This window comes from Tenacibaculum ascidiaceicola (assembly GCF_047470925.1).
GTDB lineage: Bacteria > Bacteroidota > Bacteroidia > Flavobacteriales > Flavobacteriaceae > Polaribacter > Polaribacter discolor.
In genome coordinates this window covers 95425-113573 of record NZ_JAZKJP010000011.1, presented here as the reverse complement: position 1 = coordinate 113573, position 18149 = coordinate 95425, and the positions used below count along the sequence as shown (strand labels likewise).

The 18149-nt window shown below is 30.8% G+C and carries 29 protein-coding genes; 4 read left to right on the top strand and 25 right to left on the bottom strand.

Features of this window, described 5'->3' with window-relative positions; genetic code table 11:
* Positions 1-27: 27 nt before the first annotated feature.
* The 24 genes from VBY68_RS11765 to tssD all read right to left on the bottom strand — a co-directional run bounded on the left by VBY68_RS11765 (position 28) and on the right by tssD (position 14357).
* Positions 28-222: a hypothetical protein gene (locus tag VBY68_RS11765; protein WP_408027625.1), complete on the bottom strand. Its 195-nt coding sequence runs from the start codon at positions 220-222 to the stop codon at positions 28-30.
* Position 223: 1 nt separating this feature from the next.
* Complete coding sequence (locus tag VBY68_RS11760; protein ID WP_099216613.1) at positions 224-2080, bottom strand: DNA topoisomerase IV subunit B; 1857 nt, start codon at positions 2078-2080, stop codon at positions 224-226.
* A 92-nt stretch (positions 2081-2172) separates the two neighbouring features.
* Complete coding sequence (locus VBY68_RS11755) at positions 2173-2409, bottom strand: hypothetical protein (protein ID WP_415269848.1); 237 nt, start codon at positions 2407-2409, stop codon at positions 2173-2175.
* 7 nt (positions 2410-2416) lie between these two features.
* Complete coding sequence (locus VBY68_RS11750) at positions 2417-2887, bottom strand: thermonuclease family protein (protein ID WP_415269847.1); 471 nt, start codon at positions 2885-2887, stop codon at positions 2417-2419.
* A 3-nt stretch (positions 2888-2890) separates the two neighbouring features.
* A complete protein-coding gene (locus VBY68_RS11745; RefSeq protein ID WP_415269846.1) occupies positions 2891-3805 on the bottom strand; it encodes a hypothetical protein in 915 nt (304 codons plus the stop codon).
* Between the two features lie 6 nt (positions 3806-3811).
* Entirely contained in the window at positions 3812-5074 is a 1263-nt protein-coding gene (locus tag VBY68_RS11740; protein WP_415269845.1) for an ABC transporter permease, read from the bottom strand.
* Positions 5075-5087: 13 nt separating this feature from the next.
* Positions 5088-5483 carry a hypothetical protein gene (locus tag VBY68_RS11735; protein ID WP_099216671.1) on the bottom strand — a complete coding sequence of 132 codons (396 nt, stop codon included), beginning with the start codon at positions 5481-5483 and terminating at the stop codon, positions 5088-5090.
* Positions 5484-5487: 4 nt separating this feature from the next.
* On the bottom strand, positions 5488-5856 hold the full coding sequence (locus VBY68_RS11730; protein WP_415269844.1) for a DUF6804 family protein: 369 nt from the start codon (positions 5854-5856) through the stop codon (positions 5488-5490).
* A gap of 27 nt (positions 5857-5883) precedes the next feature.
* A complete protein-coding gene (locus VBY68_RS11725; protein ID WP_099216608.1) occupies positions 5884-6132 on the bottom strand; it encodes a DUF4236 domain-containing protein in 249 nt (82 codons plus the stop codon).
* Positions 6132-6890, bottom strand: a complete 759-nt coding sequence (locus tag VBY68_RS11720; RefSeq protein WP_415269843.1) for an ion transporter — start codon at positions 6888-6890, stop codon at positions 6132-6134. The genes VBY68_RS11725 and VBY68_RS11720 overlap by 1 nt, the downstream gene beginning before the upstream one ends.
* Positions 6891-6897: 7 nt before the next feature.
* Positions 6898-7119 (bottom strand): hypothetical protein, encoded by a 222-nt coding sequence (locus VBY68_RS11715; protein WP_099216606.1) that lies wholly within the window; start codon positions 7117-7119, stop codon positions 6898-6900.
* Between the two features lie 102 nt (positions 7120-7221).
* On the bottom strand, positions 7222-7551 hold the full coding sequence (locus VBY68_RS11710; protein ID WP_415269842.1) for a YegP family protein: 330 nt from the start codon (positions 7549-7551) through the stop codon (positions 7222-7224).
* An 84-nt stretch (positions 7552-7635) separates the two neighbouring features.
* Positions 7636-8193, bottom strand: coding sequence for an SH3 domain-containing protein (locus VBY68_RS11705; protein WP_415269841.1), 558 nt, complete (start codon positions 8191-8193; stop codon positions 7636-7638).
* 80 nt (positions 8194-8273) lie between these two features.
* The gene (gene yidD / locus VBY68_RS11700; RefSeq protein WP_415269840.1) at positions 8274-8555 is read right to left on the bottom strand and encodes a membrane protein insertion efficiency factor YidD; all 282 of its coding nucleotides are present in this window, start codon (positions 8553-8555) and stop codon (positions 8274-8276) included.
* The gene (locus VBY68_RS11695; RefSeq protein ID WP_415269839.1) at positions 8555-8827 is read right to left on the bottom strand and encodes a hypothetical protein; all 273 of its coding nucleotides are present in this window, start codon (positions 8825-8827) and stop codon (positions 8555-8557) included. The genes yidD and VBY68_RS11695 overlap by 1 nt, the downstream gene beginning before the upstream one ends.
* A complete protein-coding gene (locus VBY68_RS11690; RefSeq protein WP_170141641.1) occupies positions 8811-8960 on the bottom strand; it encodes a hypothetical protein in 150 nt (49 codons plus the stop codon). Before VBY68_RS11690 ends, VBY68_RS11695 begins: the two co-directional genes overlap by 17 nt.
* A gap of 82 nt (positions 8961-9042) precedes the next feature.
* Positions 9043-9708 (bottom strand): hypothetical protein, encoded by a 666-nt coding sequence (locus VBY68_RS11685; protein ID WP_415269838.1) that lies wholly within the window; start codon positions 9706-9708, stop codon positions 9043-9045.
* 981 nt (positions 9709-10689) lie between these two features.
* Entirely contained in the window at positions 10690-11037 is a 348-nt protein-coding gene (locus VBY68_RS11680; RefSeq protein WP_415269837.1) for a hypothetical protein, read from the bottom strand.
* Entirely contained in the window at positions 11034-11366 is a 333-nt protein-coding gene (locus VBY68_RS11675; protein WP_415269836.1) for a peptidase associated/transthyretin-like domain-containing protein, read from the bottom strand. The genes VBY68_RS11680 and VBY68_RS11675 overlap by 4 nt, the downstream gene beginning before the upstream one ends.
* A gap of 29 nt (positions 11367-11395) precedes the next feature.
* Positions 11396-11806: a hypothetical protein gene (locus VBY68_RS11670; protein ID WP_415269835.1), complete on the bottom strand. Its 411-nt coding sequence runs from the start codon at positions 11804-11806 to the stop codon at positions 11396-11398.
* 18 nt (positions 11807-11824) lie between these two features.
* Positions 11825-12181 carry a hypothetical protein gene (locus VBY68_RS11665; RefSeq protein ID WP_415269834.1) on the bottom strand — a complete coding sequence of 119 codons (357 nt, stop codon included), beginning with the start codon at positions 12179-12181 and terminating at the stop codon, positions 11825-11827.
* Positions 12182-12236: 55 nt separating this feature from the next.
* Positions 12237-12599: a hypothetical protein gene (locus VBY68_RS11660; protein ID WP_415269833.1), complete on the bottom strand. Its 363-nt coding sequence runs from the start codon at positions 12597-12599 to the stop codon at positions 12237-12239.
* The gene (locus VBY68_RS11655) at positions 12596-13870 is read right to left on the bottom strand and encodes a hypothetical protein (protein ID WP_415269832.1); all 1275 of its coding nucleotides are present in this window, start codon (positions 13868-13870) and stop codon (positions 12596-12598) included. The genes VBY68_RS11660 and VBY68_RS11655 overlap by 4 nt, the downstream gene beginning before the upstream one ends.
* A 1-nt stretch (position 13871) precedes the next feature.
* Positions 13872-14357, bottom strand: coding sequence for a type VI secretion system tube protein TssD (tssD, locus tag VBY68_RS11650; protein WP_124591113.1), 486 nt, complete (start codon positions 14355-14357; stop codon positions 13872-13874).
* Positions 14358-15228: 871 nt separating this feature from the next.
* On the opposite strand from tssD, the gene VBY68_RS11645 reads away from it, so the two are divergent.
* From VBY68_RS11645 to VBY68_RS11630, 4 genes are all read left to right on the top strand, one after another.
* A complete protein-coding gene (locus VBY68_RS11645; RefSeq protein WP_121147261.1) occupies positions 15229-15792 on the top strand; it encodes a Crp/Fnr family transcriptional regulator in 564 nt (187 codons plus the stop codon).
* Positions 15793-15910: 118 nt separating this feature from the next.
* Positions 15911-16105 carry a tautomerase family protein gene (locus VBY68_RS11640; protein ID WP_073183706.1) on the top strand — a complete coding sequence of 65 codons (195 nt, stop codon included), beginning with the start codon at positions 15911-15913 and terminating at the stop codon, positions 16103-16105.
* Positions 16106-16110: 5 nt separating this feature from the next.
* Entirely contained in the window at positions 16111-16854 is a 744-nt protein-coding gene (locus VBY68_RS11635) for an SDR family NAD(P)-dependent oxidoreductase (RefSeq protein ID WP_415269831.1), read from the top strand.
* 11 nt (positions 16855-16865) lie between these two features.
* Positions 16866-17234 (top strand): nuclear transport factor 2 family protein, encoded by a 369-nt coding sequence (locus VBY68_RS11630; protein ID WP_415269830.1) that lies wholly within the window; start codon positions 16866-16868, stop codon positions 17232-17234.
* A 130-nt stretch (positions 17235-17364) separates the two neighbouring features.
* Here the strand turns inward: VBY68_RS11630 and VBY68_RS11625 are convergent, their stop codons facing one another.
* The gene (locus tag VBY68_RS11625; protein ID WP_415269829.1) at positions 17365-18147 is read right to left on the bottom strand and encodes a LytR/AlgR family response regulator transcription factor; all 783 of its coding nucleotides are present in this window, start codon (positions 18145-18147) and stop codon (positions 17365-17367) included.
* Positions 18148-18149 lie beyond the last annotated feature (2 nt).

Here is an 18149-nt window from a genome sequence, read left to right as displayed (position 1 = left end):
TTATTCTTATCCTGAATTACAAGCTATCTATTTATCTATTGTTTTTTTAGACGATTTAATTGATAATAACATTGATAATCCTACTAACATCATTGATAAAGCACCTAAATATGGACTTAAATTAACCTCTAAATTAGTTAACTTACCCAAGTCGATTGATAAAACATTTACAATCATTAGTATTAATGCCGCAATTAAAATTACTATTCTTAACTTTTTCATTTTAAACTTCTTCTACAATATCTAACTCAACCTTTAAATTGTTAATGATAAACTTTTGTCTGTCTGGAGTATTTTTACCCATATAGAATTCTAACATTTGTTCTATCGACATTTCTTTGTCTAACATTACTGGGTCTAAACGAATATCATCTCCTATAAAATGGACAAATTCGTTAGGAGAAATCTCCCCTAACCCCTTAAATCGAGTAATTTCTGGCTTTCCTCTTAGTTTGTTTATCGCAGCTTGCTTTTCTTCTTCTGAATAACAATAAATGGTTTCTTTTTTATTTCGTACTCTAAATAACGGAGTTTCTAAAATATACAAATGTCCTTCTTTGATTACTTCTGGAAAGAATTGTAAGAAAAATGTTATTAATAATAAGCGAATATGCATACCGTCCACATCGGCATCGGTAGCAATTACGATATTGTTATAACGCAAGTCTTCCAGTCCGTCTTCAATATTTAAGGCTGCTTGTAATAAGTTAAACTCTTCATTCTCGTACACTATCTTTTTAGATAACCCGTACGAGTTTAATGGTTTTCCTTTTAAACTAAATACTGCTTGTGTGTTTACGTTACGTGATTTTGTTATGGATCCACTTGCCGAATCTCCCTCCGTAATAAACAAGGTAGTATCTAAATATCCATCTTTTTTAGTGTCTCCAAAATGTATACGACAATCGCGTAGTTTTTTGTTGTGTAAACTTGCTTTTTTTGCGCGTTCACGAGCTAATTTTCGTATTCCCGATAATTCTTTACGCTCTTTTTCCGCCTGTAATATCTTCTTTTGAAGTTTGTCAGCTACTTCAGTGTTTTTATGTAGGTAATTATCTAACTGTGTTTTTACGAAGTCGTTGATGTAGGTTCGAACGGTTGGTAAATCTCCTCCCATTTCGGTAGAACCTAGTTTCGTTTTTGTTTGACTTTCAAAAACGGGTTCCATTACTTTGATTGAGATTGCTGCAATGATTGATTTTCGAACATCAGAGGCATCGAAATTCTTTCCAAAAAACTCTCGAACTGTTTTTACTACTGCTTCTCTAAAGGCATTTAAGTGTGTTCCTCCTTGTGTAGTATTTTGTCCGTTTACAAACGAATGGTATTCTTCTGAATATTGTGTTCTACTGTGCGTAATTGCTACTTCAATATCATCTCCTCGTAAATGAATTATTGGATACAACATGTCTTCTTTGTTGTTGTTGTCTTCCAATAAGTCTTTTAATCCGTTTTCTGAATAAAATTTTTCTCCGTTAAAAACGATGGTTAACCCTGGATTAAGGTATACATAGTTTTTTAATAGTTTAGAAATGTATTCAGGACGGTACTTGTAATTTTTAAAAATGGTCTCATCTGCTATAAAGGTTACTTTAGTACCTCTACGACGTGATGTTTCATCTAATAATTCTTGATTGGTTAAATTCCCTTTTTCAAATTCTGCTGAAGCTGATTTACCATCACGATTCGATTCTACTCTAAAGTAGGTTGATAATGCATTTACTGCTTTGGTACCTACTCCGTTTAATCCTACTGATTTTTTAAAGGCTTTAGAGTCGTACTTTCCTCCTGTGTTCATTTTAGAAACTACGTCCACTACTTTTCCTAGTGGAATACCACGTCCATAATCTCGAACGATTACTTTATTTCCTTGTACAGAAACTTCTATGGTCTTACCTCCTCCCATGACAAATTCGTCAATGGAGTTATCTAAAACCTCTTTAACCAAAATGTAAATTCCGTCGTCTGGCGATGATCCATCTCCCAGTTTACCAATATACATCCCAGGTCGCATACGGATATGTTCTTTCCAATCGAGCGAGCGTATATTGTCTTCGGTATATTGTGTTTCTTGCGTCATAAAAAATCGTGTGAATTGAAGTCTGTGCTAAAATAGTACTTCGCTAGAAAAAATAAAAAACTCTGTTAATATAGTTATCAACAGAGTTCGTTTTATTTCTTTTTTAATGCTTTCTTTTCCCATTTACAGAGTAATCTTCCATATCGCCTTACTTTTTTCTCTGTACTTTCCTTTATTGTTGCTTTGCATTGCGACAATCCTCTACAGTTTTTTTTGAAGTGATATTTTGTGCTTGCTACACTACTACAGATATACACTTTTTTGTCTTCTACTTTTTGAAATGCCACTAACACACCTACTGATAGTAGCACTATTATGACTTTTTTCATTTGTTATTTAGTTTGGTTGTTTTCTATATTGCCAGGGTGTGGTTACATTAGGTAATGACCACATACCTATTTTAAGTTGTTTTGCTTTCCTTTCTAACAGGGCATATTCTTTACTTTTTGAATATTTTTTAAAGTGCATTGCCAATCCTTTTTTCACTAAGTTTTTGTTGATATTTTGATGGTTATCAAAATATATTTCAGCAATTAAACGGTTCCAATGCCACTTCCCCTTGTTGACTACTTTAACTGTTTTTCCAAATATTTTGTTGGATACAAATTGTTTTGCTTTCGTGCTATAAGCTTGTCCTTTTTCTGGACAATCAATATGCTCTAACCTTATATGTATTGGTTTGTTTTGATATAGTACCTTTACTGTATCTCCGTCTACTACTCCAATTACTCTTGCACTAAATTCTTTTGGTACTTTTACTCCTGTTAAAGTTATTAATAAAAATAATAGTATTGTTTTTAGATACATAGTTTAGTTACTAAGGATAAAATCGTTGATAACATCATTTATATGAATTGGTAAATCGGCTCTTTTTATTTGAAATTTCTTAACATTCATTTCAGTTAACCATTTTTTCCAATATTCTTTTATTACATCTTCTTCATAGGGGTTCTTTTTATTCGGATTTACTCCCAAAACTAATACTTCTACATTTTCTAAATTTTTATGTAAAGGTAAAAAACCGTAATCTTTTGATTGAAACTTCTCTTTCCAATTACCTTTGTTTAGCTTAAAATTTCTTATTGTTTTTGGAACTAAATAAGATGTTCTGTTTTGTTCTTTTGTAAGATTGTCTTTATGGTACACATAACCATCTGTTAAAACTACTACCACATTCTTATATCCTTCTTCCACACAATAATCTTGTAGTTTATTTTTAAAAAAACCTCTTATATCTGATCCAACATAACTGTCATCTGTAATTGCGGTTTCATAAATATTATTACATATTTCTGTATACTTCTTTGAGGTTTTTAGAATTTCGTCTTTGGTTGCATTGGTTTTATCAAATTGTGTTTTGAGTGTTGCTATTTTCTGATTTAACTCGCTATCTGAAGGTGCTGGTTCAACAAACAACTGTATTTTATCATTAATTTTATTTGTTCTCTTCCCTCTAATATGATTTTCAAAAGTCTTCGCAACGGATTCGATGTAACCTAAATCTCTTTGATAAAACTCCATTGAAGGTTCTGGATACTTCTTTGGGTTTATTCTATCTGACAAGTCTAATACTATACTAATATTTAAATTTTCTTTACTCTTTATTTTACTTGTACTTCTTACTTCTTTTGATACTTCTGCTATTGGATCTTTCTCTTTTTTATTTGAACAAGAGTAGGTAAGTATAATACATAGAGTTACTATTATAAGTTTATATGCTTTCATTTTTCGTTATTTTAGTTGAGATTTATAAATTATTCCTTCCGTGTTTTCGTCTGTTAAATCGTATTTAGACAAATGTTCTTTTTCTACCTCATCACATTTAGAAAGCAATTCATCTCTTCTTTTTAAATCTAAAAAATTGTCTGTTATAGCTAAATACCATCCTTTTACATATTCTGCATGGTAGGTTAAGTAACGCTTGTTAGGAAACACAAAGCCATCAATTGTTCTTTGTAAATTAGCTATTCTTGCTTCTATTCCTGAGATTTCTTCTTTTACACCGTTTAATTTTTCTATGGCTTCAGCTATTGATTTTTGTAGGTTAACAATGGTTTCTCTTTTACTTCTTATGAAGGCTTTTATTTTATCAATGTTCTCATATTCCTTCATAATAAAATCAAACACCAGTCCCCAAATTATATATACGACAAAGCCTGCAAAGATGATTCCCCAAAACTCCACTTTACTAAAGGCTATTGACAAATCGAACTCTGGTGAATCTGGTGTTTTATTATAATTATAAATTTGCATCTCTATTAAATAGGCTAATATGGCATCGAATATAAAAGTGATAATAAATAGTGCTCCTATTTTTACATAAGACAGCCAGTTTTTATGTTTTTGAAACATATGTATTAAATACCCTAACCCCATAAAAGCAAATGGTATGGTAGCTACAAAAACTGCTTCTAAGACTCCATGTTCTAAGGCTTTAGAAAATGATTTCCCGTCAAAAATAGCAGCAGACAACTCATCACTTTCAAAATCTTTAAAAAAAGCTGAAAAAGAGGCTGATATATAAAATACTAATAGGTAAAATGTAATTGGTATAAGTACTATTAACCCTAAATAAAATTGGGCTTTTGGCTTTTTATCTACTTCTTCTACATACTTCTCTGGATTTTCTCTAACTTCAACTATTTGATGTTCGCACTCTTCAATCTTTTCTTCATCAGTTTTTATACTTTCTTCTAAGATTGCTTTGGCTGTTTGTCTTTTTTTAAGTTCTATGCCTTCTCTTCCTTTCTCTTGAATATGTGGTTGTTTTAGTTTTTTTTGTAGCTCTTCATCTTCTGCACATTTTCTTTTATAGTCCATATAAACATCGTTTAAACAAGCTCTAAAGACTTTATGATTCCCAGAGGCTTGCTTTGATGATCCATAACCACTTTCGAAAAAAGTTAGTTTAACATCTTTTTTTTCTTCCTTTACTACTACTTCTTCTACTGGGTCTTTCTCCCTTGTAGTAAATATTTTTTTTAAGGCTTCCATATTTTTTAGTTGATTAGGTTAGTTGTTTTAACAATGTTGTTTTAGGAGTATGTTTTTTTGCATTCTCTATCAAAAAACTGGTCAATTCTTCTAGGTTCTCTTCCAAAAACCCGAACTTTAAACAATACTTTTTTAGAGTTATCATTTCATCTTCTGTTACTTTTCCATCTGCCCAAATCATTACTGCTAAATCATATAAGTATTCAACTTTAAGCTCTAAGCTTTCGGGTACTAAGCTTTCTTGTTGGCTTGATAGTAAAATATTATCTAACTCTTGTTTAGATATATTTCTCTCTTCTGCAAATTTGTATAGCATTTGTGTTTCTAACACATCAAAATCATTGTCAGCAAAAGCCATTTCATATAGTCTTAAAAAGTGACTTTTAAGTTCGGTAGTTATTTCATTCATTTTTTTAATATTTAACATTATACATGTCTTTATTTTTAGACACTTGTTTTTTTATTGTTCGTTGTTTTTTTATGCTTGAGCTATACCCATAAAATACGAGCAGTAGAAATAAGATTCCACAGAGAACATCTAAAAGAACCCAATATGATTTTACATATAAATAGATGGGAAATATGGGGTTAAATAATAATGCTATTGGTATAAATAATAACCTCCAATACTTCTTTATTTTCTGATTAAAAACTATCAATAAGCACCCTGCAAAAACTACTATTCTTAAAACATTGTAATATTCTATTGGTAGTGCTGTTACTGCTAAAAACAATGCTATGGCACAAATAATATTTACTGTTTTTTGTATTCCTACTTTCATTTGATTAAAGTTTAACTACGAGTATATTTACTTTCTTTTTATTAACAGTGCTACAAAAACACTAACTATAGCAAAGACAATTCCTAGGCAGCCTATTCCTTCTTTTTTAGAGTGTCTTTTTCTATACTGCAACCCTTTTACACCAGTTCTTATAGAGTACCCTTTGGAACTTACTGCTCCTATTTTAGTTCGTAAGCTTGGAGAAATGCCCGATTTACTAATATTCAGTCCAAAACCTTTTCCTAGTTTTATTCGTCTGTAAAATTGAAATCCCATTAGTTCTTATCTATTCTTACCCCACAATTAGGGCAGTTACTACAATTACTCTTTTCTTCTTTTACTTTATCTATTAAAGCTGAACTTATAATTCCTGTAGGCAATGCCACAAAGCCAATTCCTATAACTCCTATTAAAGCGCTAAAGAATTTTCCTAAGGGAGTTACGGGGTACATATCTGCTACTCCTACAGTGGTAAGCGTTCCTAACGACCACCAAAAGGCTTCTATAATACTTGAAAACTTATCGGGTTGTGCTTCGTTTTCTGCATAAAAAATTAAGGTAGATGAGAGCATTACTAATATCAATGCTATAAAGGCTGTTATTAAGAGTTCTGGCTTGGTTTCTTTTAGTATTAAATTAATCGTTTTAAAGGATTTTGAATACCTACCTAGTTTAAATATTCGTACTAACCTTAACAGCCTTAATACTCTTAATACTCGTAAATCAAACGGAAAAATTAGTGGTAAATAAAAGGGTAATATTGACAGTAAGTCTAAAATCCCGTAACCAGAAAAAACGTAAGAACTCCATCCTTTATTATTTTGCTTTTCTGCAATTACAATTCTTGTTATAAATTCTATTGAAAAAACCAGAATAGAGAATCCTTCTATAAACTGAAAGAACTGTGTATAGTTAACTCTTAAAGTTTTAAAAGACTCTAGTACTAAACAGATTATATTTATAATGATTAAACCATAAATAAACCTTGATAAAAACAGGTTGTAATTGAATACTTTTAATGCTCTTGTACTCATAGCTCATTTAACAATTACATTCTGATCTGTCTACATATGTTTTATTTCCATTACTATTCTTATAATAGCATCCTCCTTTGGGTCCTGTCCATAATTGCTTTCCATTATGAACCCCACACTTCCATTCTGTTTTTGTTTCTTGCTCTTCTATTCCATCCGTATCAGTAGAACATTCTGTTAATAATACTGAAATAAAAAAGAGACCTACAATTTGTAATCTTTTTATCATTATGTTTTAGTTTGGTTATACCCCAAAGCTAAACCTACTCAAAAACAAAACCTTACGGATTTCCGTAAGGCTTCTAAATACTCTTTTTTGTTTTGTTTATAATTACTCTTCTACAGAGGCTATTGGTGCATTTTTTTTAACTGATTCAATTCCTTTATCTCTTGCTGAAGTGGTCGTGTACATTTCACTTTTGCCTATAACTTCTCCATTTTGCGCCTTTAGTGTAAAGTAATATTGTCCATTTGAAGCTACTTTTCTTTCATAATTATCGTCATCAGGTGCATTCGTTTTTACAGAACTTATTCCATTTTTACATCCTTGTTTACTAGCGTAGCCTTCACTGGTTAAAATTACTTCTCCATTTCCTGCTTTCAGATTAAACATGAATTCATTATCTGTTCTCTTTTTGATTTCAAATTTTGGGTTTCCCATTTTGTATATTTTTAATTAGTATTACATCAAAACTATACTCTCTAATACAGAAAACTCTACGGAAACCCACATCTAAGCTTTCTTTTATTCCACCAAAAGAACACCACTAACATGAACAAACCCTGTTACTTTTGTTCTTTGTACTTTTACTTTAATCCATTTTGCTTGAGTGGCTAATATGGTTAGTTTTTCTCCAAAGTCTAATTGTTGAATTACATAATAAGAAGTACTTGGGCCACTTCTTAAATTTAAAAGGTTTTTGTTTACCAATAATGTTTTTAGATAATAAGGTTCTTCTAAAGAAGAGGTTCTTTTTGTAGTGCGTCCGTCAAAAATAGTTTGTTTGGTTTGTGGCTTCTTTGAATAGCTTTTATAAGAGTTGGTATAGCTTTTTGTACTACTTCTTTTTCCGCAAACTCCGCAAGAGCCTCCGCTGTTACAGTATTTGCAATACTTACAGTTTTTACATGCTCTACAGTTTACAGAGCCTGTACACCTAGCTTTAGGTGGAACATAACAGCCTACTAAAGCTTTGTTATATAAATTTTCTTTAGAATTGTTTTTCTTCGTTACAACTACCGTAGCAACTATTACTATTAATAATGATGTAATTAGTAATACTTTTTCATATTTCTGATTCATAATATTGAAGGGATTAAGTTTATTATATCAAATCTAATTTCTATAAAACAGAAAACCCTACGGAAATCCGTAGGGTTTAATCAATATAATAGTCGCTTTGCTATTTCCTCTTCTTCTAGTACTTCTCCATTCTTTAGCAACATCTGTTTTTTCTCACTAATCGGGTTTAAATACAGTTCATAACCATAAGTACAATTGTTAAACCGATATTTTAATGCTTTTATTCCTGTTAACAGTCCTTTTCTTTTTGTTTCTTCATATACATAATGTGAACAGGATTTTCTAAATATACAGCGTGCTGGCTTATCCTTTGGTTTAAACTTCCAATACGCCTTTATAGAAAGAAGTAACAAATGTTTCATTATTCTTTACTAAAAACAATCATTTGTCTGTATGCTGTATATCCTGGTTGAGAACCTATTCCAAAACAACCTGAATCAGGGAGAACATGAGTTTCCACACTCTCAAGTCGAACATATCGCCAACCTTGATCGTTGTAATTACTAATAATAGCTTCTAATTGTTGTGCTACTTTTGCTGAGTTTCCTTTATTTCTATCAATAGACGGTGTAAAGGGTATTATTTTATTCCATAACTCTCTGTTTAAAATTTGATTCCTAGTTTTTACAACCATTTTTATCACAAGTAATTCTATCACTAGTACTTACCCAATGTTCTGGGTGCTCTGTTGTATCAAAACCGCATCCTGTAGTTCCTCCTTTACTTCCTTTATGAACCTCATTTGTTGGTGTGTGCTTTACAGCCATATCTATATTTTTTTGTTAATATCATTACAAACCTACCTTTATAAAAACACAAAACCCTACGGGAATCCGTAGGGTTAATGATTTACTCTAAAGTTGTTCCGTCTTCAAAAATTATTTTCTCAGGTTTCCACTTTACTTTCATGTCCTTTAGCTCTTTGTTTTTAAGAGCTTTATCACTATCACTAAACTGGTTGTAATCTGTTTGTGCTTCATAATTAACGGTAGTATCTGCTGTAAGCACTTTATCATAAACCAAGTTTATCGTTTTTATTTCTTCATCAAATAAATTTGAAAAAATAAGGCTCCCCTTTACTGCTCTTATATTTTTGCTCGATTTATTTTGAATTACAAACTTATACGTAATATAATCTTCATATTTGTACTTATAAAATCCCTTTTCAAAACAAGAAATCACTACACTTTCTGATAATCTATTAATCCTTTCTAACTCTTCTTTTTTTGCTTTCTCTGCTAAGAGTTTCTGCTCTTTCTCTAGTTCTTCTTCTTTTTCTTTCCATCTTTTCCCTTTTTCTAAAATTTCTCTGTAGGTTAAGCCTTCTACTTTTTCTCCTTCTAGTTTTAACCTTAACATTGATCCCATCAACATTCCAAATTCAGTTGAATCAATTTCTGATTGAACCGCCTTGATGTCTTCTGCTGCTCTTTCTTCATTAAACTTTTTATCAAGAGGGGAAGAACACGAAACAATAGCTAATAGTATTACCGATACAATAAACACTTTTCTCATTTTTTATTTTTTTATTAATATTACTGCAAACTTATCCTCCTTAAAGCACAAAACTTTGAGGGTTTCCGTAGGCTTTGCTATTATGTTAGGGGCTATACAAAATGGCTTCCATAATTAAAGCTTTGTTAGAGGTTATATTGATTTTCTTAACTTTTAAAAGAGTAATAAGAAGATTATTGGTCAAGCTCCTGCTCTTGCTGCGGGTAACTATCGTGTTAGGGTTAAAACGCAGGCAACAGGAAACTCTGAACGCTTTTTAAAAGATATTATGGTAGGTGATTCTACATTTAGTCTTACTGTTGCTTAAGTAATAACAGTACTGTTGTTTAACACCAAACACTACTGTTATGTAACAGGCAACAGTAGTGTTTGATGTTTCAAACAAAATTTTATAACGTAAAAAGTACGAGCTATATGCTCGTACTTTTTTATGTTTTATACTCTTTTTGTTATGTTTTTTAATGGGTATGAGATGTTAACTAGTATAACTAACAAAATTCTCAATGTTTTATAGGGTGTTTTATCGTTCTTCGTTATGACGGTTATTTTAGAGCCAAGAGAATAGACCACTTCGCTGTTAGAGTAAAGACTTATTTATAGGTCTTCGTTCGATATTCTTTTTATCATCTAGTGTCACTTCGAGTAAAATTATTGAAATGAAATAAAAATAATTTTGTATCGAGAAGTTTTCGAATAGTTCTCGATACCATTTTCACTTCGTTATCACTCAATAAAAATCACTCGAACTGACAGTGATTATAATAAAAGAATAGGGATAACTCTTTTGAATAAGATTCCTCACTTCCGTTCGGAATGACGGTTTTCTGTTTGTTAATATCATTTCAACCAGAGGGAGAAACCGTAAGTTTTAGCGTAACTAAATCTTTATGTTTGAAGTTCTAAATAAGGAGATTACTTCGTCATATCTTCCTCGTAATGACGATAAAAGGTATGCTAGCATCCTTGAATGAGGTTTTACAACTATTTAAACCTACTCATATCTATAAAAAGGGTATCGTTTCTTCCATTAATAAAACTATATTTTATTTTCTCTCCTCCTTGAACTCCTATAATTTGTATAGAATCAATTGTTGTAGTACCATTCTGTTCTATAATTAAAAAATGACACAGTCTATTCTTTACTTTTATTTTGAAAAGGCCCTTTTTATTTGTTCTTGAAAAACTTTTTTTATTATACTTTTCATATACTACTAGGTTTTCTATAGGATTATTATTTGTATCATATAAATACCCTTGATAATAGTTTATTCTTTTTTCACATTGAATGAAAATAGGTATTAATAGCACTATAAATAATATATTTTTCATTTTATTTTTCTCATAAACAAAGTGTCTGACTTTTTAGTTATAAAGATTATTTTATCACCCCATCTAAACTCTATATAAGGGCTTATGGTATCTATTTCAAACCCTTCTTTTCTAAAAATTAAATTTGCTATAAAAGAATCTCTATCTAGTTTAAAATATCCTTCTTTATCTGTGTATGTAGAGTTCGACTTCGCAGCTTCTTCATAAACTTTTACATTATGTATTGGTTTTTTATTTTCATCAAATACATAACCGTGATAACAATCACATAGTTCTTGTTTGCAAGAAACTGTTAAAAGTAATAGTGTTAGTAATAATACGTTTTTCATTTTAGCTGCATAACATGTGTAGAATACGTTTACTTTTCAAGTGGTTTTAGGAAGATTGAATCCAGTTTAGCAATTGTGTCATTTCGTTTCCAGTATTTTTCTATTTGTATAGTGTCTTTTTTACATCCTCTTTTTTCAAGTATTAAAAAACTCGTATACCTCCCATCAAAAAGAGAAGATTCTTCTCTTCCATCTCCTGTATACAGTATATGGTCTGAGTTTAATGAGAAAAAACCATCGCTGTTAGATAAAGTCTCCCTTTGTGAAACTACTTTTAAAGTACTTTTCTCTAATAAATTTATTGATAGCTTCACACTATCTATTGGCTTCTTAGATTTAACATCATAAATATTTCCTTGAATAAAAGGTGAGAAATAATACTTATGTTTGGAACAAGATACAGCGAGTAAAAGGATACATACATAAACTATTCTTCTCATTTTCATACCACATTAATGTTATTCTTTTAATTTTAGAAGAACTGTACCTAAATCAATTTCTTTCTCTTTTCTTATATCTACAAACTTGTATTCCGTTTCATATCCTTCCTCTTTAAATATAATAGCAAAATTACTGTCTCCTTTCATTTCCTTTCTTTGAATTTCAAATTCAAAATAACCATCCTTTGTTAACTTTAAATCTAGTATTTTTGAATAACTGGAACTCATTGGAGAGTGTACTATTTTTTGACCAACCTCTATCTTTTTTATTTTATAGTCATTACTTGTAGTAATATGTCCTTTAATCTTCACATTTACATGATTATTACAACTCACTAAAAAAATTAGACTCGTAATAGCAATCAGCTTTTTCATTATATTTCTAGTTTAACTAGTCAAAATAATCTAAAATATTATTTAACACCTTATACTATCCCTCTTTTTGTTTTAGTATTAAGGTATCTAAATTAATAAATACATTATCGTACAGATTAACTGGTACTATTAATTTATTAAATCCTTCTTTTTTGAAGTATAAGAGGAAGTTTTTATCTGACCTTCTTTTTACTTTTCTAATCTTATAACTAAAAAAACCCTTTTCATCGATAATTACTTTACCTAATTTTAGCTCTGTATAATTTATCGGAGAATTTTTAGCCATTTGACCTATTTCTATTTCTGATAATTTGCTTTCTTTTTCAGTTTGAATATACCCTACTATTTCACAATCTATTTTATGGGTACAACTGTATGATAAACTGATTACTAATATGTAATATATAATCTTTCTCATCTTATCTTTATTTTAGTTAACCACAAAATTCCTTTAACATCTTTTTCATCAGCTACTATTCTGCTTTTATAACCAGAATAATCATTATAATACTTCATTAAATCAATTTCTTTTCCAGATACAGGGGTATTCTCACCTTTAGATTCTTCCATATAGTCTATATTGATATATTTTTCTTTAAAAGATTCTTTTCCTACTGGTTTGGTATCTTGAGGTACATAATAAGAACTTCCTTTATGTTGCCATGAATATATGGTTCCACCATAAGCTTGCAAAATTTCATGACCTATTTCATGTGCTGAAGTGAATTTAAACTCTTCTTCTTCCTTATTTTCCTCCACAAAACTCCACCCTCTTATTTTATAAAACCAATGATTTTCAGCATAGTCTTTCCAATAGTCTCTCTGAATATACCCTACATTAAAAGAAATCCTCTGTACAAGACCATCAGGTAATAACCCCATAACTTCATCATCAAAATTATTATCATCGTAACTACCCCCTGTATTTCCAGAACGAGACCAAGGGTTATTTGTATTATAAATTAAAGGAACATCATTAAGGCTTAACCTTGGGTTAGTTTCATTTATGGAGTTTACATAAAGTTCATAAAACTCTCCATTTATATTTACACCTTTCCCTATGTTATTACTGTGCCTACTCCAATACTTATTAATCCCTTCTAAAGCCATTTTTTTCAGTTCTTCAAAGCTCTTTGTTCTACTCTTAATAGGAGACTTACCATAATAAGATAATGCTTCTTGTGGTATCTTATCCCACGGACATACTTCCATTGGAACTCTAAGTTTTGGATCTGGGTCAATATCCTTTTCATAACACTCTATTCCTCTTGCTCCTCCATCTTTTAGGTTAACACGTAATGTAACATCTATTCTTTTAGAGTTTTTATCAATCTTTACATCAACCCATTTTACCTCATCGTAACGCATACTAAAATCTAACTTTTTTCTACTGTAGTTATTTGAACTATCTACGCCAATAGTATACATATTTAAATTTTCGTATTGTGTTAGTTTAGCAGTATCTAAAATTCCGCCGCTATCAAACCCATCCCATTTCCAAATGTGTTCTCCTTGTTTTAGTTTGTTGGCATCGGTTATTTTTTCTTCATATATCACCGAGCTTCCATCTCTAATTTGTAGCGTTAGTTCTTTGGCATTATTATCGGCTATTTGGTAAGTAAATTGTACAAAGCCTCTTTCACTATTTCCGCTGTAATCAGCAATTCCTAGGGGGACAAAACTTGGCATATTACGATAATTTTGGGGTTACACTAAAGTTTGTGCCGTCACTTGAAACAGTACTACCATTATTGGTTACTTCATTTTGTGTACCAGATAGTGTTTTTCTCCAATGTGTTGTATATTCTATCGAAGAGTTAGGTGTTTTTACTCCAGCACATGTAATAATTAATCGGTCTTTTATCGGTTGATCGTTTGTACTAGAAAAAATAGTTTCAAACTTTTTAAGATAGCAATCAAAGAAAGTCATTGTTTTAGAGCCTCCTTTTAAATACGGATAGTAGATTTTTAATTCTAATTGGTCTATAGCATTTTCTTTACATGCCCATTCTTCAATATCTGTATTACCACCAGATTCAATTTCTAATTCTAAACCTGCAAAGTTAGCAGAGCTTGTAGGTTGGTCAGAAGTATTGATGTTTCTATTAAAACCAAAGTTATAGGTTAGTACTTCTATCTCTCTGTTGTTAAACAACAGCATAGTTCTATATTTCATAGCATCGCTTTTTAGTTATATTTTTTTCTTGTTGAAGTAATCCTTAGCAATTTCAACGTATCAAACCTACAATTTTTCCACTTAAAAAACTAGAATATTTTTCATTAAATCTCTTTGTACTAAGTAAATACGGAGCGTGTACTTTGTTTGTACTTATAAGGTACTTTTGTTAACACTGTTTTAGTATTCGATCTTTAACATAACCACGTCGCTATCGCTCCTCATTATGACGGTTGTTTTTTAGAGCCAAGAGAACAGACCGCTTCGCTGTTAGAGTTAAGACTTTTTTATAGGTCTTTGTTTTAGGCTCTTTGTTCTATATTCTTTTTATCATCCAGTGTCACTTCGAGTAAAATTATTGAAATGAAATAAAAATAATTTTGTATCGAGAAGTTTTCTAATAGTTCTCGATACAATTTTTACTTCGTTATCACTCAATAAAAATCACTCGAACTGACAGTGATTATAATAAAAGAATAAGTGTAATACTTTGGAGTGAGATTGCTCACTATCGTTCGGAATGACGGTATACTATTCTATAGGTTTACGTCATTGCGAGTGATAACGATAAAAAGGAGTTTTATATTCTTTTTCTTGATAAAAAGAAATAAAAATCAAGACGGACAATAAAAGAATAAGGGTAACACTTTTTAGTGAGATTCCTCACTATCGTTCGGAATGACAGTGTACTATTGTATAGGTTTACGTCATTGAGAGTGATAACGAAGCAATCTCTAAGTTTAGAGTTACCTACTTACAGATTCCTCATACCGCATTAGTAATGACGGTATGTAAAAACATTTTCTAAATACTACTTACTTTACAAGTATATTTGCATACAATAAAAAGAAAATAGCATACTCTTTATTAAATGACACATCCTTTACGACAACATATTGAAGAAATTATTCCTCTTACCGATGAGGAATTTACTTATATCCTAAGTTTTTTTCAGCCTGTTACTAAGCGTAAACATCAATACTTACTGCAAGAAGGCGAAACTGCCAATAAAGAGTATTGGGTGATAAAAGGTTGTGTAAAGAGTTATTTTATTGAAGATAGCGGTAAAGAACATATTTTACAATTTGCTATGGAAAATTGGTGGATTACCGATTACGAGTCATTTGTAAAGCAACTACCGTCTAAAACGGCTATTGATTGCATTGAGGATTCTGAGCTACTATATATCACTTATGAAAACCGTGATAAACTTACTGCTACCATGCACAAAATGGAACGCTTTTGGGCTAAAAAGAGTAAAATGGGTAGAATAGCTCTTCAAAAAAGAATTGTATCGCTCTTACAAAATTCTGCAAAAGAACGATACGACCAACTTTTAGAACAATACCCTACCCTTTTTCAACGTGTTCCTAAAAAAATGATTGCTGCTTATTTAGGGGTTTCTAGAGAAACTCTTAGCAGGCTTAATTCTTAGTTTTTAATATTTCTTATTGTTTGTATGTGACATACATCACTTTAAAGGTGTGACATAGCTCCTGTGTAAAGTTGTGCTTGCATTGCAACTTTGTAACATAATTTTAAAACATATTATTATGCCTTTTGTAAACATTAAAGTTACTGACGAACAAGTAACTCAAGAACAAAAACGTCAACTTATTGAAGGAACTACACAGCTTTTAGTTGATGTACTTCAGAAAAATCCTGCAACTACCCATATTGTTATTGAAGAAGTTCCTATGGGTAATTGGGGACATGATGGTAAACAATATTTAGGAACTAAAAAATAAGACTCATGAAAAATAAAACTGCAATTATTACAGGAGCTTCAACTGGTATTGGTAAAGAAATTGCTAAACTTTTTATAGAAAAAGGATGCAATGTGGTAATGAATGCTTCTAGCGAAGAAAACTTACAAAAAGCTTATAAGGAGTTCGGAAGTCCTTCAAACGCAGCGCTTCTTGTTGGAGATATTAGTAAACAAGAAACAAGTAAGCGATTAGTAGCCTTAGCTTTAGAAAAGTTTAACAGTATAGATGTATTAATTAACAACGCTGGAATCTTTGCTCCTAAACCTTTTTTAGAGGTTGAAGAAAGCGATTTAGAGTTGTATTGGAACGTAAATTTAAAAGGAACTTACTTTGCTTCTCAAGCTGTTATTCCTAGTATGGTAGCACAAAAAAACGGGGCGATTATAAATATAGGAACCGTATTGGTAGACCATGCTATTGCTGGTTTTCCTGCTACTGCTCCTTTAATGAGCAAAGGTGCTATTCATGCCTTAACCAGACAGTTAGCCGCTGAATTTGGGAATGATAATATTAAAGTAAACACGATTGCTCCTGGTATTATTAGAAGTCCGTTGCAAAGTAAAATAGGTATTGAAGATGCTGATAGTTTGGCAGGATTACACTTACTAAACCGTATTGGTGAGGTAACTGATATTGCTGAAGCTGCTTATTATTTAGCTTTTTCAAATTTTGTTACAGGTGAAACTATGAATGTGGCTGGTGGACATACTATTGGTCATGCTATTTAAAAACTAAAAATATGTATAAAGAGAATATAACAGCAATAGAACTTTTAGTAACGAACTACTTTGAGGGTATTTTTTATGGAGATACTGAAAAACTTCGAGCATGTTTTCATAACAATACTCCTATTTACGGAGATATTAAAGGGACTGACTATTTTAAAAGTGCTGAAGCCTATATTGAAGGTGTTGCCAACAGACAAAGTCCAAATGATTTGAAGGAATCTTTTAACATGAAAATTATTGGAGTTGATATTATGGGGAAAATTGCCATGGTAAAGTTACATGTACCTATGTTGGGTTATAATTATTACGACTACCTATCTCTAACTAAAATAGGAAATGATTGGAAAATTGTAGCTAAGATTTTTACGCATGTAGAATAATGCTATAAACAAAAGCAGTTTGGGTGTTTATCTAAGCTGCTTTGTTTTTATTACGAACAACAAGCCAAATAATTTTTTTCGTTTGAGAGAGATTCCTCATTATCTTTCGGAATGACGGTAATTGCCTATTTTATAATCCTAACCACTTCGTAAACTCTGCTGTTTTATTTTGACTGGTTTTTAAAACTGTTTTGCTGTTTTTTAGATTGATGGCTACTACATTTTTATTATACCTACTTATCTTTTCTATATAGTTTCTATTGAGTAGTTCGCCTCTATTAATTTTAAAAAACACGTTAGGATTTATTATTTCTTCTAATGCTTTTAAAGAAGATTGATTTAATACATGTTTTTTATTATTTATATCGTATGCTGTTACAATTCCATAATCTGCTTGAAAATACTTTACCTCTTCCATCTTTAAGAAGTAGGTATACTGAGAAGATTTAACAGCAATAAAATCTTGATAGTTTTTAGGTGTTTGAGCTGTTTGATTTGCTAGATAAGCATCTAATTTTTGCAAAACATTATGGTTACTTTCATCCTTCATTGAACTTTTTAAGCTTGAATATTTATTTACTGCTTTTTCAAAACGTTCAAACGAATAAGGTTTTAATAAATACTCTATACCACTGGTTTCAAAAGCATGCATCCAAAATTGATTGTATGCTGTTATAAAAATAATTGGTACTTGAATCTGTAGCTTATTATAAGCATCAAAAACATTGCCGTCTCGTAATTCTATATCAGAAAAAATTAAGTCAATATCAGAAGTTGATTCAAAAAACTGAAGCACCTCTTCTACCGTTTCAAACTCATCTACCACAGTGATAGGTTCATGATAACTTTCTATATATTTTTTAAGCTTTTTTCTGGCTGGTAATTCGTCTTCAACAATAAGTGCTTTTATCATTT